This window comes from Agromyces sp. NPDC056965, from assembly GCF_042673425.1.
Classification (GTDB): domain Bacteria; phylum Actinomycetota; class Actinomycetes; order Actinomycetales; family Microbacteriaceae; genus Agromyces.
The window spans coordinates 1-23,097 of record NZ_JBHURI010000052.1 but is presented as its reverse complement, the minus strand read 5'-3'; the positions used below and the strand labels follow the sequence as shown (position 1 = coordinate 23,097).

The 23,097-nt window shown below is 72.3% G+C and carries 19 protein-coding genes; 6 read left to right on the top strand and 13 right to left on the bottom strand.

The features are described from left to right. Positions 1-25: 25 nt before the first annotated feature. From ACFTQE_RS13740 to ACFTQE_RS13710, 7 genes are all read right to left on the bottom strand, one after another. A complete protein-coding gene (locus tag ACFTQE_RS13740; RefSeq protein ID WP_376925610.1) occupies positions 26-1,165 on the bottom strand; it encodes an acyl-CoA dehydrogenase family protein in 1,140 nt (379 codons plus the stop codon). 98 nt (positions 1,166-1,263) lie between these two features. Further along, positions 1,264-2,070, bottom strand: a complete 807-nt coding sequence (locus ACFTQE_RS13735) for an ABC transporter ATP-binding protein (RefSeq protein WP_376925604.1) — start codon at positions 2,068-2,070, stop codon at positions 1,264-1,266. A gap of 18 nt (positions 2,071-2,088) precedes the next feature. Continuing rightward, positions 2,089-3,183 carry a FecCD family ABC transporter permease gene (locus ACFTQE_RS13730; protein WP_376925603.1) on the bottom strand — a complete coding sequence of 365 codons (1,095 nt, stop codon included), beginning with the start codon at positions 3,181-3,183 and terminating at the stop codon, positions 2,089-2,091. Then, on the bottom strand, positions 3,180-4,250 hold the full coding sequence (locus ACFTQE_RS13725; RefSeq protein ID WP_376925602.1) for a Fe(3+)-siderophore ABC transporter permease: 1,071 nt from the start codon (positions 4,248-4,250) through the stop codon (positions 3,180-3,182). The genes ACFTQE_RS13730 and ACFTQE_RS13725 overlap by 4 nt, the downstream gene beginning before the upstream one ends. Then, entirely contained in the window at positions 4,247-5,143 is an 897-nt protein-coding gene (locus tag ACFTQE_RS13720; RefSeq protein WP_376925601.1) for a siderophore-interacting protein, read from the bottom strand. Before ACFTQE_RS13720 ends, ACFTQE_RS13725 begins: the two co-directional genes overlap by 4 nt. A 26-nt stretch (positions 5,144-5,169) precedes the next feature. Continuing rightward, a complete protein-coding gene (locus ACFTQE_RS13715) occupies positions 5,170-6,135 on the bottom strand; it encodes an ABC transporter substrate-binding protein (RefSeq protein WP_376925600.1) in 966 nt (321 codons plus the stop codon). Between the two features lie 155 nt (positions 6,136-6,290). After that, positions 6,291-7,139, bottom strand: coding sequence for a helix-turn-helix domain-containing protein (locus ACFTQE_RS13710; protein WP_376925599.1), 849 nt, complete (start codon positions 7,137-7,139; stop codon positions 6,291-6,293). Positions 7,140-7,194: 55 nt separating this feature from the next. Between ACFTQE_RS13710 and ACFTQE_RS13705 the strand changes: the two genes are divergently transcribed. The 3 genes from ACFTQE_RS13705 to ACFTQE_RS13695 all read left to right on the top strand — a co-directional run bounded on the left by ACFTQE_RS13705 (position 7,195) and on the right by ACFTQE_RS13695 (position 11,205). Further along, the gene (locus ACFTQE_RS13705) at positions 7,195-8,853 is read left to right on the top strand and encodes an ABC transporter transmembrane domain-containing protein (protein WP_376925598.1); all 1,659 of its coding nucleotides are present in this window, start codon (positions 7,195-7,197) and stop codon (positions 8,851-8,853) included. Further along, entirely contained in the window at positions 8,846-10,594 is a 1,749-nt protein-coding gene (locus ACFTQE_RS13700; RefSeq protein WP_376925597.1) for an ABC transporter ATP-binding protein, read from the top strand. The genes ACFTQE_RS13705 and ACFTQE_RS13700 overlap by 8 nt, the downstream gene beginning before the upstream one ends. A 107-nt stretch (positions 10,595-10,701) precedes the next feature. Next, on the top strand, positions 10,702-11,205 hold the full coding sequence (locus ACFTQE_RS13695; RefSeq protein ID WP_376925596.1) for a bifunctional nuclease family protein: 504 nt from the start codon (positions 10,702-10,704) through the stop codon (positions 11,203-11,205). 31 nt (positions 11,206-11,236) lie between these two features. Here the strand turns inward: ACFTQE_RS13695 and ACFTQE_RS13690 are convergent, their stop codons facing one another. Genes ACFTQE_RS13690 through ACFTQE_RS13680 form a run of 3 tightly spaced genes read right to left on the bottom strand, consistent with a single transcriptional unit; the run spans position 11,237 to position 13,753 of the window. Continuing rightward, positions 11,237-11,896, bottom strand: a complete 660-nt coding sequence (locus ACFTQE_RS13690) for a response regulator (RefSeq protein ID WP_376925595.1) — start codon at positions 11,894-11,896, stop codon at positions 11,237-11,239. After that, on the bottom strand, positions 11,893-13,038 hold the full coding sequence (locus ACFTQE_RS13685) for a sensor histidine kinase (RefSeq protein ID WP_376925594.1): 1,146 nt from the start codon (positions 13,036-13,038) through the stop codon (positions 11,893-11,895). Before ACFTQE_RS13685 ends, ACFTQE_RS13690 begins: the two co-directional genes overlap by 4 nt. A 4-nt stretch (positions 13,039-13,042) precedes the next feature. Beyond that, positions 13,043-13,753, bottom strand: a complete 711-nt coding sequence (locus tag ACFTQE_RS13680; protein ID WP_376925593.1) for a DUF2306 domain-containing protein — start codon at positions 13,751-13,753, stop codon at positions 13,043-13,045. A 106-nt stretch (positions 13,754-13,859) separates the two neighbouring features. Between ACFTQE_RS13680 and ACFTQE_RS13675 the strand changes: the two genes are divergently transcribed. Further along, entirely contained in the window at positions 13,860-14,660 is an 801-nt protein-coding gene (locus tag ACFTQE_RS13675) for an alpha/beta fold hydrolase (RefSeq protein ID WP_376925592.1), read from the top strand. Positions 14,661-14,669: 9 nt separating this feature from the next. Here ACFTQE_RS13675 and ACFTQE_RS13670 read toward each other — a convergent pair whose 3' ends face one another. Then, entirely contained in the window at positions 14,670-15,350 is a 681-nt protein-coding gene (locus tag ACFTQE_RS13670) for a YdeI family protein (RefSeq protein WP_376925591.1), read from the bottom strand. Between the two features lie 85 nt (positions 15,351-15,435). Between ACFTQE_RS13670 and ACFTQE_RS13665 the strand changes: the two genes are divergently transcribed. Then, positions 15,436-16,815 (top strand): FAD-binding oxidoreductase, encoded by a 1,380-nt coding sequence (locus ACFTQE_RS13665; protein ID WP_376925590.1) that lies wholly within the window; start codon positions 15,436-15,438, stop codon positions 16,813-16,815. A 55-nt stretch (positions 16,816-16,870) separates the two neighbouring features. After that, positions 16,871-18,217 (top strand): class I SAM-dependent methyltransferase, encoded by a 1,347-nt coding sequence (locus tag ACFTQE_RS13660; RefSeq protein WP_376925589.1) that lies wholly within the window; start codon positions 16,871-16,873, stop codon positions 18,215-18,217. Between the two features lie 4 nt (positions 18,218-18,221). Here the strand turns inward: ACFTQE_RS13660 and ACFTQE_RS13655 are convergent, their stop codons facing one another. Beyond that, positions 18,222-20,084 (bottom strand): YhgE/Pip domain-containing protein, encoded by a 1,863-nt coding sequence (locus ACFTQE_RS13655; protein WP_376925588.1) that lies wholly within the window; start codon positions 20,082-20,084, stop codon positions 18,222-18,224. Between the two features lies 1 nt (position 20,085). After that, on the bottom strand, positions 20,086-22,968 hold the full coding sequence (locus ACFTQE_RS13650) for an MMPL family transporter (protein WP_376925587.1): 2,883 nt from the start codon (positions 22,966-22,968) through the stop codon (positions 20,086-20,088). Positions 22,969-23,097: the final 129 nt, after the last annotated feature.

Sequence of the window (23,097 nt, the reverse complement as noted above, 5' to 3'; positions counted from 1 at the left end):
CGGTTCGCGGATTCACGGGTTCGCGTCAGCGGCCGAGCAGCCACCGACCGACGATCATCCGCATGATCTCGTTCGTGCCCTCGAGGATCTGGTGCACGCGCAGGTCGCGCACGACCCGCTCGATGCCGTACTCCGAGAGGTAGCCGTAGCCGCCGTGCAGCTGCAGCGCGCTGTTCGCAGCCGTGAACGCGGCATCCGTCGCGAAGCGCTTGGCCATGGCGCACCTCGAGGTGGCGTCGGGGCGACCGGCGTCGATGGCGTCGGCCGCATCGTGCACGAGCAGGCGTGCGGCGTGGAGGTCGGTGGCCATGTCGGCGAGGGTGAAGACGACCGATTGGTGGTCGCTGAGCGGATGCCCGAAGGTCTCGCGCTCCTGCACGTAGCGGAGGGTCTGGTCGAGGGCCCACTGCGCACCCCCGATGGAGCACGCCGCGATGTTCACCCGCCCGCCGTCGAGCCCCGACATCGCGATCGCGAAGCCGTCGCCCTCGGCGCCGAGGCGGTTGCCGACGGGCACCCGCACGTCTTCGAGCACGACCTGGCGCGTCGGCTGCGCGTTCCAGCCCATCTTCTTCTCGTCGGGTCCGAATGAGAGACCGGATGTCTCGGCCGGCACGACGATCGCGCTGATGCCGTGGGACCCGGATTCCCCGGTGCGAGCGAACACGAGGTAGACCGCAGAGGACCCGGCGCCCGAGATGAACTGCTTGACGCCGTTCAGCACGTACTCGTCGCCCTCGCGCCTGGCGGTCGTCGTGATCGCCGCGGCATCCGACCCCGCCGACGGCTCGGTGAGGCAGTAGCTGCCGCGGCTCGCCAGCGTGGTGAGCGCCGGCAGCCACTGCTCGCGCTGCGCGTCGTCGCCGTACCGGTCGATCATCCACGCGACCATGTTGTGGATCGACACGTAGGCCGCGATCGCGGTGTCGCCCTTGGCGAGCTCCTCGAAGATCAACGAGGCGGTGAACCGGCCGAGCTCCGATCCGCCCACGTCTTCGCGCACGTAGATGCCGCCGAGGCCGAGCCGGCCGGCGTGCTCGAGCGCCTCGACCGGGAAGTGCTTCGCCTGGTCGCGTTCGTTCGCGAACGGTGCGAGCTCCGCCGCAGTGAACTCGCGCACCGCGTCGACGATCGCGAGCTGGTCTTCGGTGAGTGCGTTCGCCATGGCTCCCATCGGCCCTTCCTCGCTGCCGCCGATGCCGAGCCTAGTCGCGCGCGCGGCGATTCGGGGCGAGGCCCGGCGCGGCGGCGGGTGAGGCCGGTTCAGCGCGGGATGACGAGCGGGGTGTGCGTGACCGGGTCGTCGAGCAGCAGGCAGGGCAGGCCGAAGACCTCCTCGACGAGCTCGGGCGACATGATGTCGCCCGGGGGTCCTTCGGCGCGGATCTCGCCGTCCTTCATGACGACGAGATTGGTCGCGTAGCGGCAGGCGTGATTGAGGTCGTGCAGCACGGCCACGATGGTCTGACCGGACCGGTTCAGCCGGGCGAAGAGGTTCAGCAGCTCGATCTGGTGCGCGATGTCGAGGAAGGTCGTCGGTTCGTCGAGCAGCAGCAACGGCGTCTGCTGCGCGAGCACCATCGCCACCCACACGCGTTGGCGCTGCCCGCCCGAGAGCTCGTCGACGAGGCGCCCCGAGAGCTCGGTCACGTGGGCGGCGTCGAGCGCGTCGGCGACCGCGCGTTCGTCGGCGAGCGACCAGCGCCGCATCATCCGCTGGTGGGGGAAGCGGCCGCGGGCGACGAGGTCGGCGACCGTGATGCCGTCGGGAGCGAGCGAGGTCTGCGGCAGGAGTCCGAGCCGCCGTGCCACCTCCTTCGAGGGCAGCGAGGCGATGTCCTGCCCGTCGATGACGACCCGGCCCTCGGCCGGCGACTGCACCCTGGAGAGCGCGCGCAGGAGGGTGGACTTGCCGCACGCGTTCGGCCCGACGATGACGGTGAAGCCCTCGTCGGGGATCGACACGCTCAGCTCTGAAGAGATGGTGCGCTCGCCGTAGCGGGTGGCGATGGCCTCGGCCCGGAGGCGGGCGCCGCTCGCGGTGACGACGGCGGGGATCGTGGTGGTCATAGTCTTGCCTCTCCGCGCTCAGGAGCGCCGGGACTCCCGGATGAGGAGCCAGATCAGGTAGCCGCCGCCGATCGAGACGGTCACGACGCCGACGGGCAGCTGGGTCGGTGCGAACATCCGGCTCGCGACGAGGTCGCTGGCCTGCAGCAGCACCGCGCCGAGCAGAGCCGAGGCGCCGATGCCGACGGAGCCCGACGCGGTCAGGCGGCGAGCGAGCTGCGGCGCCGCGAGGGCGACGAAGGCGATGGGGCCGGCGGCCGCCGTCACGAGTGCGGTGAGGGCCGTTCCGATCAGCAGGAGCCACAGGCGCGAACGCTCCGCTCGAACGCCGAGCGCGATCGCGGCGTCGTCGCCGAGTTCGAGGGTCGACAACGACGCGGCGGTGAGGATGAGCCCGGGGATCAGGATGGCGAGCACGGTCACGACGACGCCGGTCTGCGCCCAGCCCACGCCGTTCAGGCTGCCGGCACCCCAGACGGCGGCGCGCATCGCCGTGTCGAGTTCGGTCGTGATCGAGAGCCAGGTGTTCACGGAGCCGAGCATCGCCGACACGGCGATGCCGACGACGATCAGCCGGAAGCCCTGCACGCCGCGCTTGTGGGCCAAGAGGTACACGGCGGCGGTCGTGAGGATGCCGCCGAGCATGGCGCCGCCCGCGATCATCGCGTAGCTGCCGCTCGCGAACATGATCACGACGAGCGCGCCCGTGTAGGCGCCCGACGCGAAGCCGAGGATGTCGGGGCTGCCGAGGGGGTTGCGGGTGAGCGACTGGAAGATCGCACCGCTCGCACCGAGGGCCACGCCGAGCAGTGCGCCGAGGATGGCGCGGGGGAGCCGCCAGTCGAGCACGACCATCGTGGCCGTGGCGTCGCTGGATCCGGTCAGCGCGCCGACGAGCTGGGCGAGCGTGAGCGGGAAGTCGCCGACGATGAGGGCGGTGACGAAGAGCACGAGCGAGGCGACGGCGAGCACGCCGCCGACGAGGAGCGTGCGCACGTCGAGTCGGAAGCTCACCCGTCCGCCGGGTGAGCGGTACGCGATCGTCCGACGGCCGAAGAGTTCGCGCGGGCCGGGCTCGAGGGCCGCCGCAGGCCGGGTGCGTGCGGTGCTCACAGCCCGCTCGCCCGGGTCGTGCGAACGAGCCAGATCAGCACGGGCGCGCCGATGAACGCGGTCACGATGCCGACCTGCAGCTCGGCCGGGCGGATGACGATCCGGCCGACGATATCGGCCGCGAGCAGCAGCGTGGGCGCCAGGGTGAGGGTGTAGGCGAAGATCCAGCGCTGGTCGGGGCCGACGATCCATCGTGCGATGTGCGGGATCATGAGGCCGACGAAGCCGATCGGGCCGGCCGCCGCGGTCGCCGCACCGCTCAGGAGCGTGACGGAGGCGATCACGCCGACGCGGGTGAGCCCGATGCGGGACCCCAGCGACCGGGCGAGGTCGTCGCCGAGGGCGACCGCGTTCAGCGACCGCGTGCAGGCGATCGCGATGAGGAGCCCGATGAGGATGAACGGGAGCACGGTGACGACGACATCCATCGAGCGGTTCATGAGCGAGCCCGCTCCCCAGAACCGCAGGCGGTCGAACGCGCCGGGGTTCAGCAGCGTCACGGCCGAGGAGATGCCGCCGAGCACGGCGCCGAGGGCGACGCCGGCGAGGGTCAGGCGCACCGGTGTCGCTCCGCCGCGACCGAGGGACCCGATCGTGTAGACGACGGCCGTCGCGACGAACGCCCCGAGGAATGCGAGCCAGAGGTACGACTGGATCGTGTACAGGCCGAGGAAGCCGACGCCGAGCACGACGAAGAAGCTCGCGCCGGCATTGACGCCGAGGATGCCGGGGTCGGCGAGGGGGTTGCGGGTGAACGCCTGGATGAGGGCGCCGGCGATGCCGAGCGCGGCGCCGACGACCAGGCCGAGCAGGGTGCGCGGCAGACGCTGCTCCATCACGATCTCCGAGACGGAGCCCTGCTCACGGCCGAGGAGGGACGCGATCACCGTGTCGATCGGGATGTCCTTCGACCCGATCATGAGGCTCGCGGCCGTGACGAGGGCGAGCACCGCGAGCGACGCGACGAGCCAGAGCAGTCGCGTGGTGTTCGCGCGCGCCACGCCGGTGCGCGCGGCGCCGGCGCGCTCCTCGGGGGAGTGCGCCGGCGCGAGCGTCGAGGTGCTCACAGTCCGAGCGTCGTCAGCATCGAGTCGTAGCGGTCCTCGATGACCTCGAGGTCCTCTCCCGACTCCCACAGCGCGTCGAGGCCCGCGCGGGTCGATGGGTCGAGCTCGTCGTAGCGGGCGCTCCACTCCTCGGCGCGATCGGTCCAGTAGCCCATGAGCTTGTAGTTCGTCGCGGGCAGCTTCCGGCTGTGGCGGAGGTCGCGTCGGATGTCGCGGAGGATGCGCGTCTCGCCGGCGGCCCAGACGTAGCCGGCCCCGGCCGGCAGCTCGAGGGTCGCGAGCAGTTCGGCGAGGCGGCTCCGCGTGCGGCCGTTGCCGCCGTAGACCCACGTCACGGTGACGCCGGGTCGTTCGGCGAGTTCCTGACGGTGGTCGGGTCCGGGCACTTCGAGGATGACGCGAGTGAGCACGCCATCCGGTGCGTTCTCGATCAGTCGGGCTGCCGCGGGCAGACCGGTCGAATCGGCGAGGAGCAGCTGCCAGTCGATGCCGTCCGGTGCGTCGTAGAGCCCGCGCGGGCTGTTGACGCCGACGACGTCGCCGGGCTTCGCCGCTGCGGCCCAGGTCGCCGCGATGCCGCCGTCGTGGAAGACGAAGTCGATGTCGACCTCGCCGGCCTCCGGGCGGTGCGCCCGCACGGTGTACGTGCGCATCGGCAACGGCTCGACGCCCTCGGCGTAGTCCCAGTAGTCGCCTTCGGCATACGGGAGCACGAATGCATCCGGCCGCTCGTGCGGCAGGAAGACCCGCAGGTACTCGTCGCCGACCCCGGTGCTCTCGAACGTTCGCAGCGAGTCGCCGCCGAAGGTGATGCGCACCATGCTGGGTGACAGCACGCGCACGCCGGTCACGATCGCGGAGTGCACGCGGTTGGTCACGGTTCTGATGGCCATGTCGTCGCTCCCGGATGCCGCCCGCCCTAACCGAGCAGCGCCTGCTCGATCGTCTCGAGCAGCGCGTACTGGCCGCTCGGCGATCCGTAGATCATCTCGAGGTCGTACCCGAAGTACTGGTCGTTCGCGATGAACGGGAGCGCCGCCCACGCGGAGTTCGCCGCCTTCAAGTCGGCGAGCCCCTGATCGGCGGCTGCCTGCTCCGCCTCGTTCACGACGACGGAGGTGAACGCGATGTCGATGCCCGCGAGCTGGTCGAGCTGTTCGAGGCTGAGGGTCGTGCCCTCCTCGCCTTCGGCCAGGGGCGAGATGCGAAGGCCGAGGTCGGCGAGCACGAGGCAGGGCGTGCCGTAGCAGCTCGTGTTGACCATGCCCTCGGCGGGGTCGTAGCTGACCGGGGCGACGACCGGGTCGATGCCCCGAGCGGCGAGCTCGGCCTTCACCTCGTCGACCTTGGCCTGGTACGTGTCGGCCCAGGCCTGGTACTGCTTCTCGCGCCCGAGCTGCGTCGCAGCCTCCTTGAACTTGTCGCGCCAGTCGGAGCCGTCGAAGCCGTTGTAGGTGTAGGTGGGGGCGATGGTCTGCAGTTTCGCCGCGGCATCCGTGTCGTAGCCGAGCCCGTTCAGGATGAAGTCGGGGCGCGCGGCGAGGAGTGCCTCGAAGTTGTATTCGGGGAAGTTGCCGAACGTCTCGACGCTCTTGACCTCGTCGGGGAAGTACGCCGGGAATGCGTCGTAGCCGTTCGCGCCGCGCACGGGCTGCGTGCCGTTCAACGGAATGCCGAGGGTGGCCAGCATGTCGACGTCGGTCGAGTAGAAGCCGATCGCCGCCTTCGGGGCGACCGGCACGCTGACCTCGCCGGTCTCGTCGGTGACGGTCGTCATCTCGGCATCGGTGGTGGCGTCGGCCGCGGCGCTGCAGCCGGTGAGGGCGATGGTGGCGGCGGTGAGCACGGAGAGGCCGAGGGCGAGGCGGGGGCGTGAGTGTCGCATGATCTCTTTCTGAACGCAGTCCGACGACTGTCGGCGATGAAGTTAGGTAAGGCTTGCCTAACGCAACGTCAGCCACTCTAGCTCGCGCCCTTTGCTCGCGGCGGACGTTCGCTGTCGCTCAGCGGACAGAATGCCGTCGAGCGCAAACGGGTCGGTCAGCCGACGGGGACGTCGCCGCCGGTGTTCGCGGCCACGTAGTTGCCGGGCGTGACCCCCATCACCGTGCGGAAGCTGTGCACGAAGGCACTCGCGCTCTGGTAGCCGACGAGGCGGGCGACCATCGTGACGGGCACCTCGGAGGTCAAGTGGGCGATCGCCGCTCGAACACGCACCAGGGTGCGCCATTGGGCGAAGGTGATGCCCGTCTCGGAGAGGAAGAGCCGGGAGAGCGTCCGGGAGCTCGCCCCGACCTCGCGACCCCACTGCTCGAGCGTGCGCTGGTCGCCGGGGTCGGCGATGAGGGTTCGCGTGATCCGGCGCAGGCGGCCGTCGCGCGGCATCGGCAGCGACATCTGCCGAACGGGGACCGGCTCGAGCAGGTCGAGCGCGATCTCGTCCATGCGTCGACGGAGCGCCGGTTCGAGGTCGTGCTCGTGCAGGTGCTGCAGGAGGCTGCGAACGACGGGGGCGAGTGTGAAGGCCGTCGGCTCGACCGGCATCTCGTGGGCGGAATCCGTGGCGATGTAGCTGCAGTAGAAGCCGGAGTGGGTGCCCGTCGACACCTCGTGGGCGGTCTCGGCCGGGATCCAGAGCGCCATCGTGGGCGGCACGGCGAAGAACCCGTCGCGGGTGTCGACCGTGAGCGTGCCGCGCGCGCCCCAGAGAAGTTCGCCGACCCGGTGGCTGTGCAGCTCCCAGCGCGTGGCCTCGGTCACCTCGAAGTACCCGGTGACGATGCGCAGGTCGGGCGGCACCTCGACGCCGTCACTCTCACCATCGCCGGCGTCGACGACCACGGCCGGCTCGGCGTGCGACGACGAGAGCGGATGTCCGATACTCAACACAACTCGGCAGCGTAACGCACATCAGCCGTCGTAAGTAAGGGTTACCTTAGGTCGAGTGACCCGTGCTCGCCCGACCGCTTCCGCAGCGACCGCCCTGCTCAGCGCCGCCGTGATGGGCTCGGGCCGCTGGCGTCGGCAGGCCCTCGGCACCGGCGCGCTCATGCTCCACCAGGTCTCCGAAGCGCTCGTTCCCGTGCTCATCGGGGTCGTCATCGACCGCGCCATCGGCCCATCGGATGCCGCGCAGCTCTGGCTGTGGCTCGGGGTGCTCGCGGCGACGTTCCTGATGCTCTCCTTCAGCTATCGTTCGGGCGCGCGCGCCATCGAGCGGGTCTTCCTCGGCGGGGCGCACGACCTGCGGCAGCGCGTCGTGGCGCGGGTGCTCGACCCGGCCGGAATGGTCCGGAGGGCGCCGGCCGGCGAGGTGCTCAGCATCGCCACCTCCGACGTCGACCGGGTCGCGGGCCTCGCCTGGACGGTCGGCACGCAGTTCGCGGCCCTCGCGGCACTGCTCACCGCGGCGGTCTCCCTGCTCTCGCTGTCGCTCGTGCTCGGGATCGCCGTGCTCGTCGCCGCGCCGATCACGGTGTTCGGGATGTACCTGCTCTCTCGCCCGCTCGAGCGGCGGAGCGGACTCGAGCAGCACCGCGCGGCGGAAGCCGGAGCGCTCGCGACCGACGCCGTCACCGGGCTGCGCATCGTGAAGGGAGCAGGCGGCGAGGCCGCGACGGTCGAACGGTACCGGGCCGCCAGCGGTCGGGCCCGGGTCGCGGCGATCCGCGCAGCAGTCGCGCAGGCCGGGTACAGCGGTGCCGGTGAGGCGATCTCGGTCGCGTACCTCGCGATCATCACGGCCGCGGCCGCAACGCTGGCGAGCACCGGTGAGCTCGGCGTCGGAGGGCTCGTCGCGATCGTCGGACTCGCCCAGTTCCTCAGCGGTCCGATCGCGACGCTCGGGCAGCTCAGCGTCGATCTCGCACAGCGCCGTGCCTCCGCGGCGCGCGTGGCCGCGGTGCTCGACGAGCCGTCCGTGCATCCGATCGGCCGGCGAGCGGAAGACCCCGGCGCAGTTCCCACGGCGCCGAGCACGACCGTGCTGCGCCTCGAGGCCGGCATCGTTCCCGGACTCGATGCCGTCGAGGTCGCCCGCGGCGAACTGCTCGGCATCGCGCTCACCGATGCGGAGCACGCGCGACAGCTCGTCGACCTCCTCGCCTGGCGCGTGCCGGTCACGGCCGGCGTCGCGAGCGTCGACGGTGTCGATCTCGGCGGACTCGGCCACGGCCGCGGCCGGACGCTCGTGCACGCGGCCCCGCGCGAGCCCGCCCTCTTCAGTGCCCGCATCGCCGACAACCTGCTCACCGGCAGCGGTCGGACAGCGCCCGACCCCGCGATCCTCGCGGCGACGACCGTCGACGAGGTGCTCACCCATCTCGGCGGCGGCATCGACGGGGATCTCGCGGCGGCCGGGCGCGAGCTCTCGGGCGGGCAGCGGCAGCGGATGGCACTTGCGCGGGCGCTCCATCAGCGTCAGCCGGTGCTCGTGCTGCACGAGCCGACGACGGCGGTCGACGCCGTCACCGAATCGAACATCGCGGACTCGCTCACCGCACTCGCCGGAGACCGCACGATCGTGCTCGTCACCGAACGCCCCGCGCTCCTCGCTCGGTGCAGCAGGGTCGTCAGGCCGAGCGGGGGTGCTCAGCGTGGGTGAGCCCGCTGAACGGCAGCTGCTGCCGATCGCCACCGCGTCGGCGTCGAGACGATACGTGCTCGAGCTGCTGCGCCGGAGGCCCGTGCTGCTGACGGGCACGGTGCTGAGCATCCTCGCGGGGGCGGTGGTCGGGCTCGCGGTGCCGGCCCTCATCGGCCTCGTCGTCAACATCGTGTCGAGCGGCGGCGACGTCTCGTTCGTCGCGCTCGCGTCGGTCGGCATCGCGGTCTGCGGTCTCGTGGGGGCGGCCCTGCAGGCGCTCGGGCGGTCGTTGCTCGCCGTGCTCGCCGAGTCGGCGCTCGCCGAGGCGCGCGAGGAGGTGTTCGAATCGGCGATGCGGATCCCGCTCGCCGAGATCGAGCGTGCCGGGATCGGCGACGTGGTCGCGCGCGTGTCGGGCGACATCCGCGTCGTCGGCGACGCCCTCGGCTCGGTGCTGCCGGTCGTGACGACCGCCGGATTCACGATCGTCGTCACGCTCGGCGGTCTGAGCGTGCTCGACTGGCGCTTCGCGCTCGCGGCGCTCGCGGCGACGCCGCTGCAGTTCTACGCGGTCCGCCGCTTCGGGAGCTCGGCGGGCGGCATCTACCGAGAGCTCCGGCGCGTCGAGGCCGAACGGGGCGAGGTGCTCATCGAGGCCGTCACCGCCGAACCGACGATCACCGCCCTCGGCGTCGGCGAACGGCACACGGCCGGTGTCGGAACCGTCTCCGAGCGCGCGGTCGGAGTCGCGATGAGCGGCATGCGCGCGGCCACGCGCTTCTACTCGACCCTCAACGCCGGCGAATGGATCGGACTCTCGGCGATCCTCGTCGTCGGCTTCGTCCTCGTCTCCGCAGGCGAGACGACGCTCGGCGCGGCGACCGCCGCCGCGTTGTTCTTCCACCGCCTGTTCGACCCGCTCGGCGCCGTGCTCGGGCAGGTCGACGAACTGCAGAAGTCGGGGGCCGCGATCGCCCGGGTGGTCGGGGTCATCGAATGTGCGGAGCCGCGCCCCGCAGCGGCTGAGCCTGACGCAGGACCGCGCGGTGTCGTGCTCGACGGCATCCGCTTCGGCTACGCGGAGCGACGCGTGCTCGACGGCGTCTCGCTCCGGCTGCAGCCGGGGGAGCGGGTCGCGCTCGTCGGCGCATCCGGTGCCGGCAAGTCGACGATCGCGAAGCTCGTGACCGGTGTGCACGAACCCGACGAGGGCGTCGTCGCGCTCACCGGGCCGGGCGAGGCCCGAGTGGTCCTGGGTGCGAACGTGATGCTCGTGACGCAGGAGGTGCACGTCTTCCTCGGCACGGTGGCCGACAACCTGCGCCTCGGTGCCCCAGAGGCGGGCGAGGCCGACCTGCATGCGGCGCTGGCCGCGGTTGGTGCGGACGGCTGGGCCGGCCGGCTGCCGACCGGGCTGGAGACGGAGGTCGGAGCCGGTCGGCACCGGCTCACGCCGGAGCAGGCCCAGCAGCTCGCACTCGCGCGGGTCGCCCTCAGCACCGCCGGCGTCGTGGTGCTCGACGAGGCGACCGCCGAAGCCGGGAGCGCGGTGTCGGAGGGCATCGACCTCGCCGTGGAGGCGGTGACCTCGGGGCGCACCGCCCTCGTCATCGCGCACCGGCTCACCCAGGCCGAGCGTGCCGACCGCGTCATCGTGATGGACGCCGGGGCGATCGTCGAAGAGGGGACGCATCGCGAACTCCTCGAGCAGGGCGGTCGCTACGCCGCGCTGTGGCGAGCCGGCGCACCGCCGCACTGAACGCCGCCGGATCGGCGACGCCTGAGCAGCCGGATCGCGAGCCGACGCGCTCGCCCGCGCCGACCTACGATGGGAGGAGCACGCCCGATCCTGCGGCGGGAGGCGCCATGGTCCAGGTCCGAGTCCTCGGAATCGCACTCGATTCCCTGCAACGGCACCTCGTGCTGCTGAAGCCCCTGCACGAGGCGCCCGGGGCCGGGCAGGTGCTGCCCGTCTGGATCGGTCAGCAGGAGGCCACGTCGATCCTGATCGCCATGGAGGGCCGCCAACCACCCCGTCCGTTGTCGCACGACCTGATCTCGACGCTGTTCGGTGCCGTGGGTGCTGAACTCCAGCGGGTCGACGTGACGCGGATCGACGAGGGCACCTTCTTCGCCGAGCTCGCGCTCGTCACCCCGTCGGGGCGGCAGGTGCTCGATTCGCGTCCGTCGGATGCGATCGCGCTCGCCCTGCGGGCCGACGCGCCCATCTGGGTCGCAGACGAGGTGATGGCCGCGGCGGGCATCCCCGCTGCGATGGTCGACTTCGACACCGACGACGGCGACGAGGCGAGGCTCGACGAGTTCAAGCGATTCCTCGAAGACGTGGATCCCGAGGACTTCCAGGGCTGATCGCCGTTCGGCCGCACGCCCGGCTGCGCGCTCAGTCGCGACGGTGCGCAGCGCCGAGCGCCCAGATCGCGAGCTCGACGCGATTGCGCGCGTCGAGCTTCGTCATGAGGCTCGCGACGTGGGTCTTCACCGTGCTGAGCGAGATGTGCAGCTCGCCGGCGATCTCGGTGTTGCCGAGGCCGCGGGCGACGGCGGCGAGCACGTCGCGCTCCCGCGCGGTGAGCGGTTCGAGGGGAGGCGCAGCGGTGCCCGAGGCCGGCTCCGTGCCGGCGAACGCCTCGATCAGTCGCACCGTCACGTTGGGTGCGATGAGCGCATCGCCGCGGGCGGCGGCGTGCACGGCGTCGGCGAGCATCGCCGCGCCGGCGTCTTTCAGGAGGAAGCCCCGGGCCCCGGCGCGCAGCGCCGCGTAGACGTACTCGTCGAGGTCGAAGGTCGTGATCACGACGACCGGGATCGGCTCCGCGACATCCGGACCGGCGATCGCCCTGGTCGCTTCGAGGCCGTCGGTGCCGGGCATGCGGATGTCGAGGAGGCACACGTCGGGTCGCAGGCTTCGAGCGAGGGCGATCGCCTCGGCTCCATCGGCGGCCTCGGCGATCACCTCGATGTCGGGCTGCGTGTCGAGGAGCACCCGGAGCCCCGCGCGCACGAGTTGCTGGTCGTCGGCGATCAGCACGCGCACGGTCATGTCGACCACCCGCCGCGGGGGAGTGCCGCGGTGACGGTCCACCCGCCCTCGGGCGCGCGGCCGGCCGAGCACGTGCCGCCGAGCAGTGTCGCGCGCTCGATCATGCCGACGATGCCGAAGCCCGGCGCATCGGATGCCGCGGCGACGCCGTCGTCGTGCACCTCGAGCCGGATGCCGGCGTCGTCGACCTGCACGAGCACCTCGATGCGCGTGGCCCCGCGCGCGTGGCGGCGCGCGTTCGTGACCGACTCCTGCGCCATGCGGTAGACGGCGGCGCCGATCGTGGGCGGCACGGACTCGACGTCCCCGGCGAGGCGCACCTCGACGAGCGGAGCCCGCGCGGCGACCTCGGCCGAGTCGGTCGAGGCCAGCCCGCCCAGGTCGCCGAGACCCGGCCCGGGCGCGAGCTCCGGGGCATCCGCTCGGCGCAGCACCCGCACGATCGAGCGCATCTCGGCGAGCGTGCGCGAGGCCTCGCGCTCGATCGTCTGCAGCGCGGCGGCCGCTGCGTCGGGGTCGGTGGCGGCCAGTGCGGTGCCGGCCTGCGCCTGGATCGCGATCGCCGAGACGTGGTGCGCCACGGTGTCGTGCAGGTCGCGCGCGAGCTGCTCGCGCTCGTCGAGCTTCACCCGGTCGAGTTCGCGGGCGCGCGACCCCGCCCGCCAGCGGAAGGCCGCGCCGAGCGAGATGGTCGCGACGAGCACGGCGGTGCCGCCGATGACGTCGGTGGGGGTCGTCGGTCCGAAGGCGAGGGAGAGCGTCGTCGACGCGGCGAGGAGCGCTGCGCCCACGATGCGCGCGCGGCCGTCGCCCCAGCGGAACGCGGCGTACACGAGCACGAGCATGTACGCGGTCGCTGCGAGCTGCGGGTCGCCGCCCGTCGCCACGGCGACCACCGCCCCGGTGCCGAATGCGATGACGAGCATGAGGAGGGGCCGGCTGCGCCGCCAGAGCAGGGTCGGCACGAGGGCGACGAGCACGACGGCCCAGAGCCAGCGCCACGGCACGTCGCCGCGCAGCGATGCCTCGAGCAGCACGAGCGGAGGGATGGCCGCCACGAGCACCCAGTCGCGCCAGACGCGGCGGGGCGGCGGCGGCGACGCGGCCGGCGCATCCCACAGGGTGCGGACGGGGCTCGTCATGCCCTCATCGTAGGGCGGCGGCGGCACGGGCGGATCGGCCGGAAGGACGGAACATGCCGCGGGCGTCGCGGCGTCGGATGACGACCTCGGCGACGGCGAGGTTGATCAGCCACCCGGCGGCCATGAGCACGGCGCGCACGTTCACGTCGGGCACGCCGAAGAGCAGGAACCACGGGAGCATCGTGAAGACCTGCGTGCCGGCGGCCAGCCCGATCGCGTACCCCCGCGTCATCCATGCGCTGTGCCGGCGGATGTCGCCGCGTCGTACCGCGACGAACGCGACGACGATGCTCGCGGCCATCGCCGTGCCGAACACGAGGCGGATGACGAGCAGCGCCTGCCCGTCGGAGGCGGGCAGGTCGGAGAAGACCGTCAGCCAGAGCCCCGACACCGCGGCGAGGAAGCCGGCCGGCGCCGCGATGCGACCAGAGATGCGGTGCCAGCGGTGCCGACGCAGCGACGGCGCGAACTGCAGCGCGCCGAGCAGTGCGAAGACGGTCGCGCCGATGATGTGCACGACGACCGGCGCGGGGAAGACGACGAAGCGGGCGTTCTCGGCCGTCACGACCGGGTCGCTCGCGAGCTCGGTGAGCCGCGTGGCGCCCGCGACGACCGGCACGAGGCTGAGCAGGATGAGGCCGGCGGGCGCGAGCCACTCCCGGCGGCGGGGCGCGGTCGTGCGCGACACGATGGGGCGAGCGGATGCTTCGGTCATGACTCCGATGCTCGCGGGCAACGGCACGCGCGGCATCGGGCGATCGGCTCGACCCGGCTCGTACCTTCGGCCGAGGCGCGACGGTCGAGGGGCCAGAATGGCTGTCATGGATGCCTCGCTCCCCGCCCTCACCGAGATGCCCTCGCCGCAGTACGTGATGTCGGGCGACGGCATCCGGATCGCCACGTACTCCTGGGGCGAGGAGGACGCCCCGACGGTGCTCTGCGTGCACGGCTTCGCGTCGAGCTGCCGCGACAACTGGGTGAACACGGGGTGGGTGCGCGACCTCACGCGTGCGGGGTACCGCGTGCTCGGCGTCGACCAGCGGGGCCACGGTGCGAGCGACAAGCCGCACGAGGCATCCGCCTACGGCATGGACGCCTTCGTCGACGACATCACGACCGTGCTCGACACCTACCTGCTCGACACCGTCTTCTACGCCGGCTACTCGCTCGGCGCGCGCGTCGGCTGGCAGGTCGCCGTGCAGCTTCCCGACCACGTCGAGCGCGCGGTGCTCGGCGGCATCCCCGACGGGCGCCCCCTGGCACGACTGCAGATCGAGCAGGCCCGGGCGTTCGCCGATCACGGCACGCCGGTCGAAGACCAGGTCACCCGCAACTACGTGACCCTCGCCGAGCGCGTGGCCGGCAACGACCTGCGTGCGCTCGTCGCGCTCGCCGAGGGCATGCGCCTCGGCGACGCCGACCCCGACGTCGCGCACCCGCCCCTGCAGCCGATCCTCTTCGCCACGGGCAGCGACGACGCGATCCTCGCGCAGTCGAAGCTGCTCGCGCGTGCGACGCCCGACGGCACCTTCGTCGAACTGCCGTCGCGGCACCACTTCAACGCGCCGGGCTCGCGCGTGTTCCGGGAGGCCGCGCTCGAGTTCTTCGGGGCCGTCGTCTGACCGCGGGCGTCAGTCGCCCGAGGCCGGCGATGCCGCGGCCCGCGCCGCCTCTGCAGCCCGCTCCGCCCACTTCGGTGTCTCGCCGTAGCGCTGGAACGGCACCAGCACGCCCGCTGCGCAGTCGTCGATGAGCTGGGCGAGTCGCCGCTCGCGAGTGGCCTCCTGTTTCGCCGAGAGCACCCAGTGGGTGACCTGGCGACGATAGGTCGGCGTCGCGGCCTGCCAGAACGCCGCGGCGGCCGGGTTCGCCGCAAGCCGCGCGGCGGCCTCGGCGGGCAGCTCCTGATCGGGGTTCTCATGCGAGTACACGCCCGTTCGGTCGTCGCGCCGGCGCTCGTACGCGGCGATGCCGGCCTCGCGCATGCGGCCCTCGGCCGTGAGCTGCTCGACGAGTGCGATGTTGACGCTCGACCAGATGCTCGTGGCCTTGCGCGGGCTCCATCGCTGGCGCCGCGCATCTTCGTCGATGCGCTGGGAGACCGAGTCGATCCAGCCGAAGCACAGCGCCTCGGGCACCGCCTCCTCCCAGGTCAGTCCGCGATCGGGCACGTGCTTCTTGTAGAGGCCCATCCAGAGTTCGGTGGCCGTGTCGTGGTTGGCTTCGAGCCACGCTCGGAACTCCGCGGGCGTGGCGAAGAAGCGCGCTGGGCGCTCGGGCGTGCCGCCGGGCGTGCCGATCTCCGTCGTCATGCCCCGAGTCTGCCAGCACCCACCGATGCGATGCACTCGTGCGCGAGCTGATGCGCGCGAGGGTGCTGCGGACTAGTTTGGAGGCGTGTCCGCACTCGCGACCGATGCACGCACCACTCACGCCGCCGGCGTGGAGCGCCTGCTCGCGAGCTACCGGGCCGTGCCGCCGGGCTCGCCGGTGCGGCTCGCGAAGCGCACCTCGAACCTCTTCAGGTCGAGGGCGGCGACGGATGCCCCGGGCCTCGACACCTCGGGCCTGACGCACGTCATCGCGGTCGACGTCGAGGCGCGCACCGCCGACGTGGCGGGCATGTGCACCTACGAGGACCTGGTCGCGGCGACGCTGCCGTTCGGACTCGCGCCGCTCGTCGTGCCGCAACTGAAGACCATCACCCTCGGCGGGGCGGTCACCGGACTCGGCATCGAGTCGACGTCGTTCCGGAACGGCCTGCCGCACGAGTCGGTGCTCGAGATGGACATTCTGACCGGGGCGGGGGAGGTGCTGACGGCGTCTCCGAGCGAGCACGCCGAGCTCTTCCGCGCGTTCCCGAACTCCTACGGCACGCTCGGCTACGCGGTGCGCCTGCGCATCGAACTCGAGCCGGTGCTGCCGTTCGTCGCGCTCACGCATGTGCGGTTCCACACCATCGCCGACCTCGTCGCCGCCATGGAGGGCATCGTCCGAACGGGCCGCTTCGACGGGGACGCCGTCGAGTACCTCGACGGCGTGGTCTTCAGCGCCGAGGAGTCGTATCTCTGCCTCGGGCGGAAGACCGCGGCATCCGGACCCGTCGGCGACTACACCCGGCAACAGGTCTTCTACCGCTCCATCCAGCACGACGACGGGGTGACGCACGACCGCCTCACGACGTACGACTACCTCTGGCGGTGGGACGCCGACTGGTTCTGGTGCTCCGAGGCGTTCGGCGCGCAGCATCCGCTCGTCCGCCGGCTCTGGCCGCGCCGCCTCAGGCGCAGCAGGTCGTATGCGACGCTCATGCGCCTCGAACGGCGATACGACCTCGGCAACCGCATCGAGGCGCTGAAGGGGCTGCCGCCCCGCGAACGCGTCATCCAGGACGTCGAGGTGCCGATCGAGCGGTGCGCGGAATTCCTCGACTGGTTCCTCGCGAACGTGCCGATCGAGCCGATCTGGCTGTGCCCGCTTCGACTGCGCGGCGACGACGCCTGGCCGCTGTACCCGCTCGAGCCGCACCGCAGCTACGTCAACGTCGGGTTCTGGTCGACCGTGCCGGTCGGGGCGAGCGAGGGTGAGACGAACCGTCGCATCGAAGACGAGGTCAGCGCCCTCGATGGCCACAAGTCGCTCTACTCCGACGCGTTCTACTCCCGCGCCGAGTTCGACGCGCTCTACGGCGGCGACGCCTACCGCGCCGTCAAGGCGCGGTACGACCCCGACTCCCGACTCCTCGACCTCTACGCGAAGGCGGTGCAACGACGATGACGTCGATCACTGGCTCCCGGCTCCTCGACCTCTACGCGAAGGCGGTGCAACGACGATGACCACGACCAAGGGCACGGCGACCGAGGCGGCGGAGACGCCCGAGCACCACGAGGCACCGGATGCCTCGGGCAGGCTCAGCCTCGCCGAGATCCTCGAGATCTTCGCCGGCGGCCGACTGCCGCTGCGCTTCACCGCCTACGACGGCAGCTCGGCCGGGCCGCCCGATGCGGCGCTCGGGATCGAGCTCAAGAGCTCGCGGGGCACGACCTACCTCGCGACCGGCCGCGGCGACCTCGGCCTCGCCCGCGCCTACATCTCCGGCGACATCGACATCCACGGCGTGCACCCCGGCGACCCATACGAGCTGTTGAAGGCGCTCGCCGACGAACTCGTCTTCAAGCTGCCGCCGCCGCGCACGATGGCGAACGTCATCCGCTCGATCGGCCTCGAGCACCTGCGTCCGATCGCGCCGCCCCCGCAGGAGGCACCGCCCCGCTGGCGACGCGTCGCCGAGGGGCTGCGCCACAGCAAGAGCCGCGACGCCGAGGCGATCCACCACCACTACGACGTCTCGAACACCTTCTACGAGTGGGTGCTCGGGCCCTCGATGACCTACACCTGCGCGTGCTATCCCGACGCCGAGGCCTCACTCGACGAGGCGCAGGAGAACAAGTACCGGCTCGTGTTCGAGAAGCTGCGGCTGGAGCCCGGAGACCGGCTGCTCGACGTCGGCTGCGGTTGGGGCGGCATGGTGCGATACGCCGCTCGACGCGGCGTCCGGGCGCTCGGCGTGACGCTGTCGGCCGAGCAGACGGCGTGGGCGCAGCAGGCCATCCTCGACGAGGGGCTCGGGGAGTTCGCGGAGGTGCGGTACGGCGACTACCGCGACATCGCCGAGACCGGGTTCGACGCGGTCTCCTCGATCGGCCTGCTCGAGCACATCGGTGTGAGGAACTACGCGTCGTACTTCACGTTCCTGCAGTCGCGACTGCGCACGGGCGGGCTGCTGCTGAACCACTGCATCACGCGCCCCGACAACCGCTCGGAGCCCGCGGCGAAGGGGTTCATCGACCGCTACGTCTTCCCCGACGGCGAGCTCACCGGCTCCGGCCGCATCATCACCGAGGCGCAGGACGTGGGACTCGAGGTCGTGCACGAGGAGAACCTGCGACCGCACTACGCGATGACGCTGCGCGACTGGTGCGCGAACCTCGTCGAGCACTGGGACGAGGCGGTCGCCGAGGTCGGCCTGCCGACTGCCAAGGTGTGGGGCCTCTACATGGCCGGCTCGCGGCTGGCATTCGAGACCGGCGGCATCCAGTTGCACCAGGTGCTCGCGGTGCGGCCCGACGAGCACGGCGGTACGGGCGACCTGCCGCTCCGGCCGTGGTGGAGGCCGTGATCGCCTAGACCTCGCTCGCCACCGACCGCAGGGGAACCGTGCGTCGTGCTGCGACGCCCGCGAACACGAGGGCGGCGCCGAGCAGCGCGAACAGCACGAGGCCGGCCACCGCGGGCCAGGCGGCGGTGGCATCGGCGGTCAGCGTCGCGAGCAGCAGGTCGCTCGCCGGCGTGGTCGGGAACGCGGCGGCGAACGCATCGACCGAGGGCGGCACGGTAGATGACAGGCCGGCGGCCAGCGCGATCGCCCCGACGAACGCCGCGGCGAGTCGACCGGCCGCACCGAGGGCTGCCGCGAGGCCCTGGTGCACGGCCGCGAACACGGCGCCGACGAGCACGGCGGCAGCGGTGAACCCGAGGCCCTGCGCGGGGCCGACGGGCACGGCGACGAGGAAGGCGACGCCGACGACGAGCCCCTGCGCGCCGCCGATGGCGGCCCCTGGAAGCAACGACCCGAGGGTGATCCGGCCCGACGAGGTCGCGGTCAGCAGTCGCCGCGCGGGCACCGCCTGCCGGGCGAGGGCGACGACGAGTCCGCCGATCCAGAGGGCGACGACCGCGAACAGCGGCACCGACTGCCAGCCCGCAGGCGGCGAGAACTGCACGGCGTTCACCGGCTCCGAGGCGACCGACGACAGCACCTCGATGTCGGAGTCGGAATAGGTGGGCAGTTGCTCGGCGGCTGAGGCGAGGCCGTCGGCGAGCTGGGCGGCACCGGCCTCGACCTGGTCGGCGCCCGCCACGAGGCTCGCGGCGCCCGCGGCGAGCGACGTCGCGCCGGCGGCCGACGCATCGGCGCCCGCCGCGAGCTCGTCGGCCCCGCCGGCGGAGGCGTCGATGCCCTCGACGAGCACCGACATGCCCGCGGCCAGCTGTTCGGCGCCGCCGGTGACCTGGTCGGCGCCGCTCGCGAGCGCCGCGACATCCTGATTGGCCGTCTGCAGCGTGCCGAGCGCACCGGATGCCCGCCCGCAGACCGTGCCCGGCCCGGGCAGCGCGCAGATCTCGGCCACGACCGCCGCGAACTCGGTCGTGGCGCCGTCGAGCTTCGATGCGGCGGTGTCGAGTGCGGAGGAGACCTCGGCCGCGCCCTGTGCGAGCGCGGACGCGTCGCCGGGCAGCGACTGCGCGGCCGCGTCGAGTTCGGCGAGGCCGGCGGCGAGCGCATCGCTGCCGGCGTCGAGCGAGCCGATGCCCGCGGCGAGCTCCGCCGCGCCGCTCGCGAGGGCACCCGCGCCGTCGGCGAGCGATGCGGCACCCGTCGCGAGGTCGGCAGCTCCGGATGCCGCGCCGCTGATCTGCTCCTCGATGGTGTTGAAGCCCTCGTAGACGTTGCCGAGGTACTGGGCGATGAGCTGGGCGTTCATCGAGGCGACCGCGGTCGACGTGACGGCTGCGGTCAGCGCGGGATCGAGTGCGGCGGAGGCGGGCGTCGTCTCGACCTCGATCTCGGCCTGCACCGCGCTCGCCGCGGGGCCGCCGATCGACGTCGCCGACGCCGAGAACGACGCGGGGATGGTCACGACCGCCACGTAGCGGCCGCTCCGGAGCCCGGCCGCTGCCTCGTCGTCGTTCGTGAGCACCCAGTCGAAGTCCTGCGGGTCGGCCTCGGGTTCCGCTCCGTCCGGGGCGGTGCCGCCCATCAGCCCCGCCGCGAACTGCCGGCCGAGCGGCACGGTGCTGCCGTCGACCGTGACCGGCTCGTCGTCGTTCACGATCGCGGCGGTGACGCGGTCGAGGTGCTCGGTCGGTGTCGCGAGCGCCCAGGTGAGCACGCCCCCGGTGACGAGCGGCACGAGCAGCAGGCCGACGATCGCGGGGAGGCCGAGACGCTCGGACCCGGCGCCGGCCGAGAACGCCCCCGGCATGTCAGACCACCTCCGCGTGCGCGTGCGGCGGCATCGGTGCCGCCGTCGCGGCGGGCGCGCCCAGCCGAAGCGAGTGCGCGACGAGACCGGGCGGCACGAACTCGGCGACCGCGGCCTCGCCGCCGTGCGCCAGCACCACGGTCGGCTCGCGCTCGCCGCTGCGGCGGGCGGTCAGCGCGGCGTCCGTCAGCACGTGGCGGATCGCGGCGCGCGCCGGTGCGTCGACCACGCCGTCGACCCCGTCGAGCATGATGACGGATGCCCCGCTCGCGATCGCGTCGACGACCGCGGCGGCCGGGTCCCGGGCGTGGTCGAGGCGGACGTAGGCCGACCGCGACCGCACCGCTGACGCCCGCGCCGGCAGCACGAGGCCCGCGACCTTGAGCCGGCCGCCCGTGACGGGCAGCCGCCCGCCGAGCGCGAGCAGCACCGCGCGGCGCGCGGCATCCGAGCCGCCGGTGACGTCGAGCACCTCGCCGCCACCGACCATCGCCCCGAACCCGCCCGCGAGTTCGGGCACGGCGTCGATCTGCACCCCTTCGGCCGCGATGACGAGTCGATCGCCGGGTTCCGGCCATTCGGCGAGCTCGAATTCTCGAGCGAGCCCCTCGCCCTCGATGTCGAAGTGCGGCAGCACCCGGTCGAGCGATGCGGGAATCCACCACGACCGTCGCCCGAACACCGCGAGCACGGCCGGGATGAGGGTCATCCGCACGACGAACGCGTCGATCGCGACGCCGACCGCGAGCCCGAACGCGATCGGCTGGATCGACGCGTCGCCCTCGGGGATGAACGCGGCGAACACCGCGAACATGATGATCGCGGCAGCGGTGACCACTCGCGACGAGCTCAGGAAGCCGCGTTCGACGGCGGCGTGCGGGTCGCCGTGGTGCACGAAGTCCTCGCGCATGCGGCTGACGAGGAACACCTCGTAGTCCATCGCGAGGCCGAACAGCACGCCCATCACGATGATCGGCATGAAGCTGATCACCGTGCCGACGTCGGCGACGTTGAGCGCGTCGGCGAGGAACCCGTCGACGAACACGAGCGTCGTCAGGCCGAACGCCGCCGCCACCGAGAGGGCGTAGCCGAGCGCCGCGGTCACGGGCACGACGATCGAGCGGAAGACCATCGCGAGCAGCACGAGCGAGAGGCCGACGACGAGCAGGCCGAACGGCAGCAGCGCCCCGGCGAGGCGATCGGAGATGTCGATCCCGGCCGCCGTGTAACTCGTCACCGAGAGGTCGACGCCGTACTCCTCCTCGAAGTGGTCGTGCATCGACCGCAGCTCGCCGACGAGGTCCTTCGTCGCCTCCGAGTCGGGCCCGCCCTCGGGGATGACCTGCACGATGCCCGTGTCGCCGCCCTCGTTCGGCGTCGAGAGGGCGACGGATGCCACGCCGGGAACACCGGCGATCTCGGTGCCGAGATCGTCCATGAGCCCGACGGGGTCGGTGCTCTGGATGACCGAGCCGGTCACGATGAGCGGCCCGTTGTAGCCCGGGCCGAAGTGCTCGTCGATGAGGTCGTAGGCGACGCGGCCGGGGGTGCCCTCCTCGAGCGAGCCCGCGTCGGGCAGGGCGAGTCGCAGGTGCATCGCCGGCAGCGCCGCGAGACCGAGTGCTGCGACGATCACGACGATCGTGACGATCGGCCATCGCGTTGCGGTGCGCACCCAGCCGAGGAAGAAGCGGCTGTGCGCGACGGGTTCGGGGGCCAGTTCGCCGTCATCGTCGCCGTCATCGTCGGCGTCGGGGACGGCGCCGGCGTCGGTCCCGTCGACCGGGGCGAGACCGGATGTCGCGTCAGCGGGGGCATCCGCTCGCTTCGCGCCGCGCGGTGCCCTCGCCGGCCGGTATCGCTTCGCGACCACACGCCAGCCCGCGAAGCCCAGGAGCGCCGGGGTGAGGGTGAGCGAGATGAGCACCGCGATCGCGACCGCGAGGGCGGCTGCCACGCCCATCGTCGTGAGGAAAGGGATGCCGGCGACCGCGAGGCCGAGCAGCGCGATGATCACCGTGATCGCCGCGAACACGACGGCGGAGCCCGCGGTCGCGACCGCGCGGGCGGCCGACTCGGCCGGGTCGTGCCCCTGCTTCAACTGGTCCTGGTGCCGGGAGATGATGAAGAGGGCGTAGTCGATGCCCACCGCGAGCCCGAGCATGAGGGCGAGGAGCGGGGTCGTCGACGTGATCGTCAGGAATCCGGTGCCGATGAACACGATCGCGAGCGACGCGCCGGCGCCGAGGAGCGCCGTGATGAGCGGCAGCCCGGCGGCCGCGAACGAGGCGAAGGTCACGAGCAGCACGACGAAGGCGATCGCGATGCCGATGAGCTCGGTGACGCTGATGCCGGTCGAGCTCTGCGAGAACAACTGGCCGCCGACGGCGACCTGCGAGCCGTCGGGGAGGGCGGCCTCGAGTGCCGCGCCCTCGGCCTGCAGGGCGTCGGCGGTCGAGGGGAGCACCGAGGTCGTGCCGACGGAGAGCTGGATCGGCACGAGCACTGCGGAGTCGTCGGCGCTGATGTTCGCGCTCGTCGCCGACGAGTAGGGCGAGGTCGCCGACGACACCTGCGGGATGGCGGCGAGTTCGGTGGCGGCACCCTCCACCGCGGCTTCGAAGTCAGCGTCGGTGACGTCACCTCCCTCGGGCGCCACCGCGACGAGCTGCGCCGAGCTGCCGCTCACCTGGGGGAAGGTGCGTGCGAGGGCGTCGAGCGCCTCCTGGGACTCGGTGCCGGGGATGCGGTAGGTGTTGTCGGTGCCGACGCCGAGGAGGGCCGCGCCGGTGAACAGTACGGCGAGCACGATCAGCCAGAGCGCGAGGACCAGGCCCCGAGCCCCGTAGGCCCACCGACCGAGTGCATAGAGCGCTGAGGACACCTGCGGATCGATTCCCTGCGGTCGCCGAGGAATCCTCAGGACGACTCGTGCTCCTCAACCTAGGGGGTGGCCCGCGACGGGCGCAAGCGACGCACGAACGGTTCGCGCCCGGCCGGCGAGTGCCGGTCG

Coding starts and splice junctions, on each gene's coding strand:
- ACFTQE_RS13740 (WP_376925610.1), bottom strand. CDS start 1,165: ATGGCGAACGCACTCACCGAAGACCAGCTCGCGATCGTCGACGCGGTG.
- ACFTQE_RS13735 (WP_376925604.1), bottom strand. CDS start 2,070: ATGACCACCACGATCCCCGCCGTCGTCACCGCGAGCGGCGCCCGCCTC.
- ACFTQE_RS13720 (WP_376925601.1), bottom strand. CDS start 5,143: ATGGCCATCAGAACCGTGACCAACCGCGTGCACTCCGCGATCGTGACC.
- ACFTQE_RS13715 (WP_376925600.1), bottom strand. CDS start 6,135: ATGCGACACTCACGCCCCCGCCTCGCCCTCGGCCTCTCCGTGCTCACC.
- ACFTQE_RS13695 (WP_376925596.1), top strand. CDS start 10,702: ATGGTCCAGGTCCGAGTCCTCGGAATCGCACTCGATTCCCTGCAACGG.
- ACFTQE_RS13690 (WP_376925595.1), bottom strand. CDS start 11,896: ATGACCGTGCGCGTGCTGATCGCCGACGACCAGCAACTCGTGCGCGCG.
- ACFTQE_RS13685 (WP_376925594.1), bottom strand. CDS start 13,038: ATGACGAGCCCCGTCCGCACCCTGTGGGATGCGCCGGCCGCGTCGCCG.
- ACFTQE_RS13680 (WP_376925593.1), bottom strand. CDS start 13,753: ATGACCGAAGCATCCGCTCGCCCCATCGTGTCGCGCACGACCGCGCCC.
- ACFTQE_RS13675 (WP_376925592.1), top strand. CDS start 13,860: ATGGATGCCTCGCTCCCCGCCCTCACCGAGATGCCCTCGCCGCAGTAC.
- ACFTQE_RS13670 (WP_376925591.1), bottom strand. CDS start 15,350: ATGACGACGGAGATCGGCACGCCCGGCGGCACGCCCGAGCGCCCAGCG.
- ACFTQE_RS13660 (WP_376925589.1), top strand. CDS start 16,871: ATGACCACGACCAAGGGCACGGCGACCGAGGCGGCGGAGACGCCCGAG.
- ACFTQE_RS13655 (WP_376925588.1), bottom strand. CDS start 20,084: ATGCCGGGGGCGTTCTCGGCCGGCGCCGGGTCCGAGCGTCTCGGCCTC.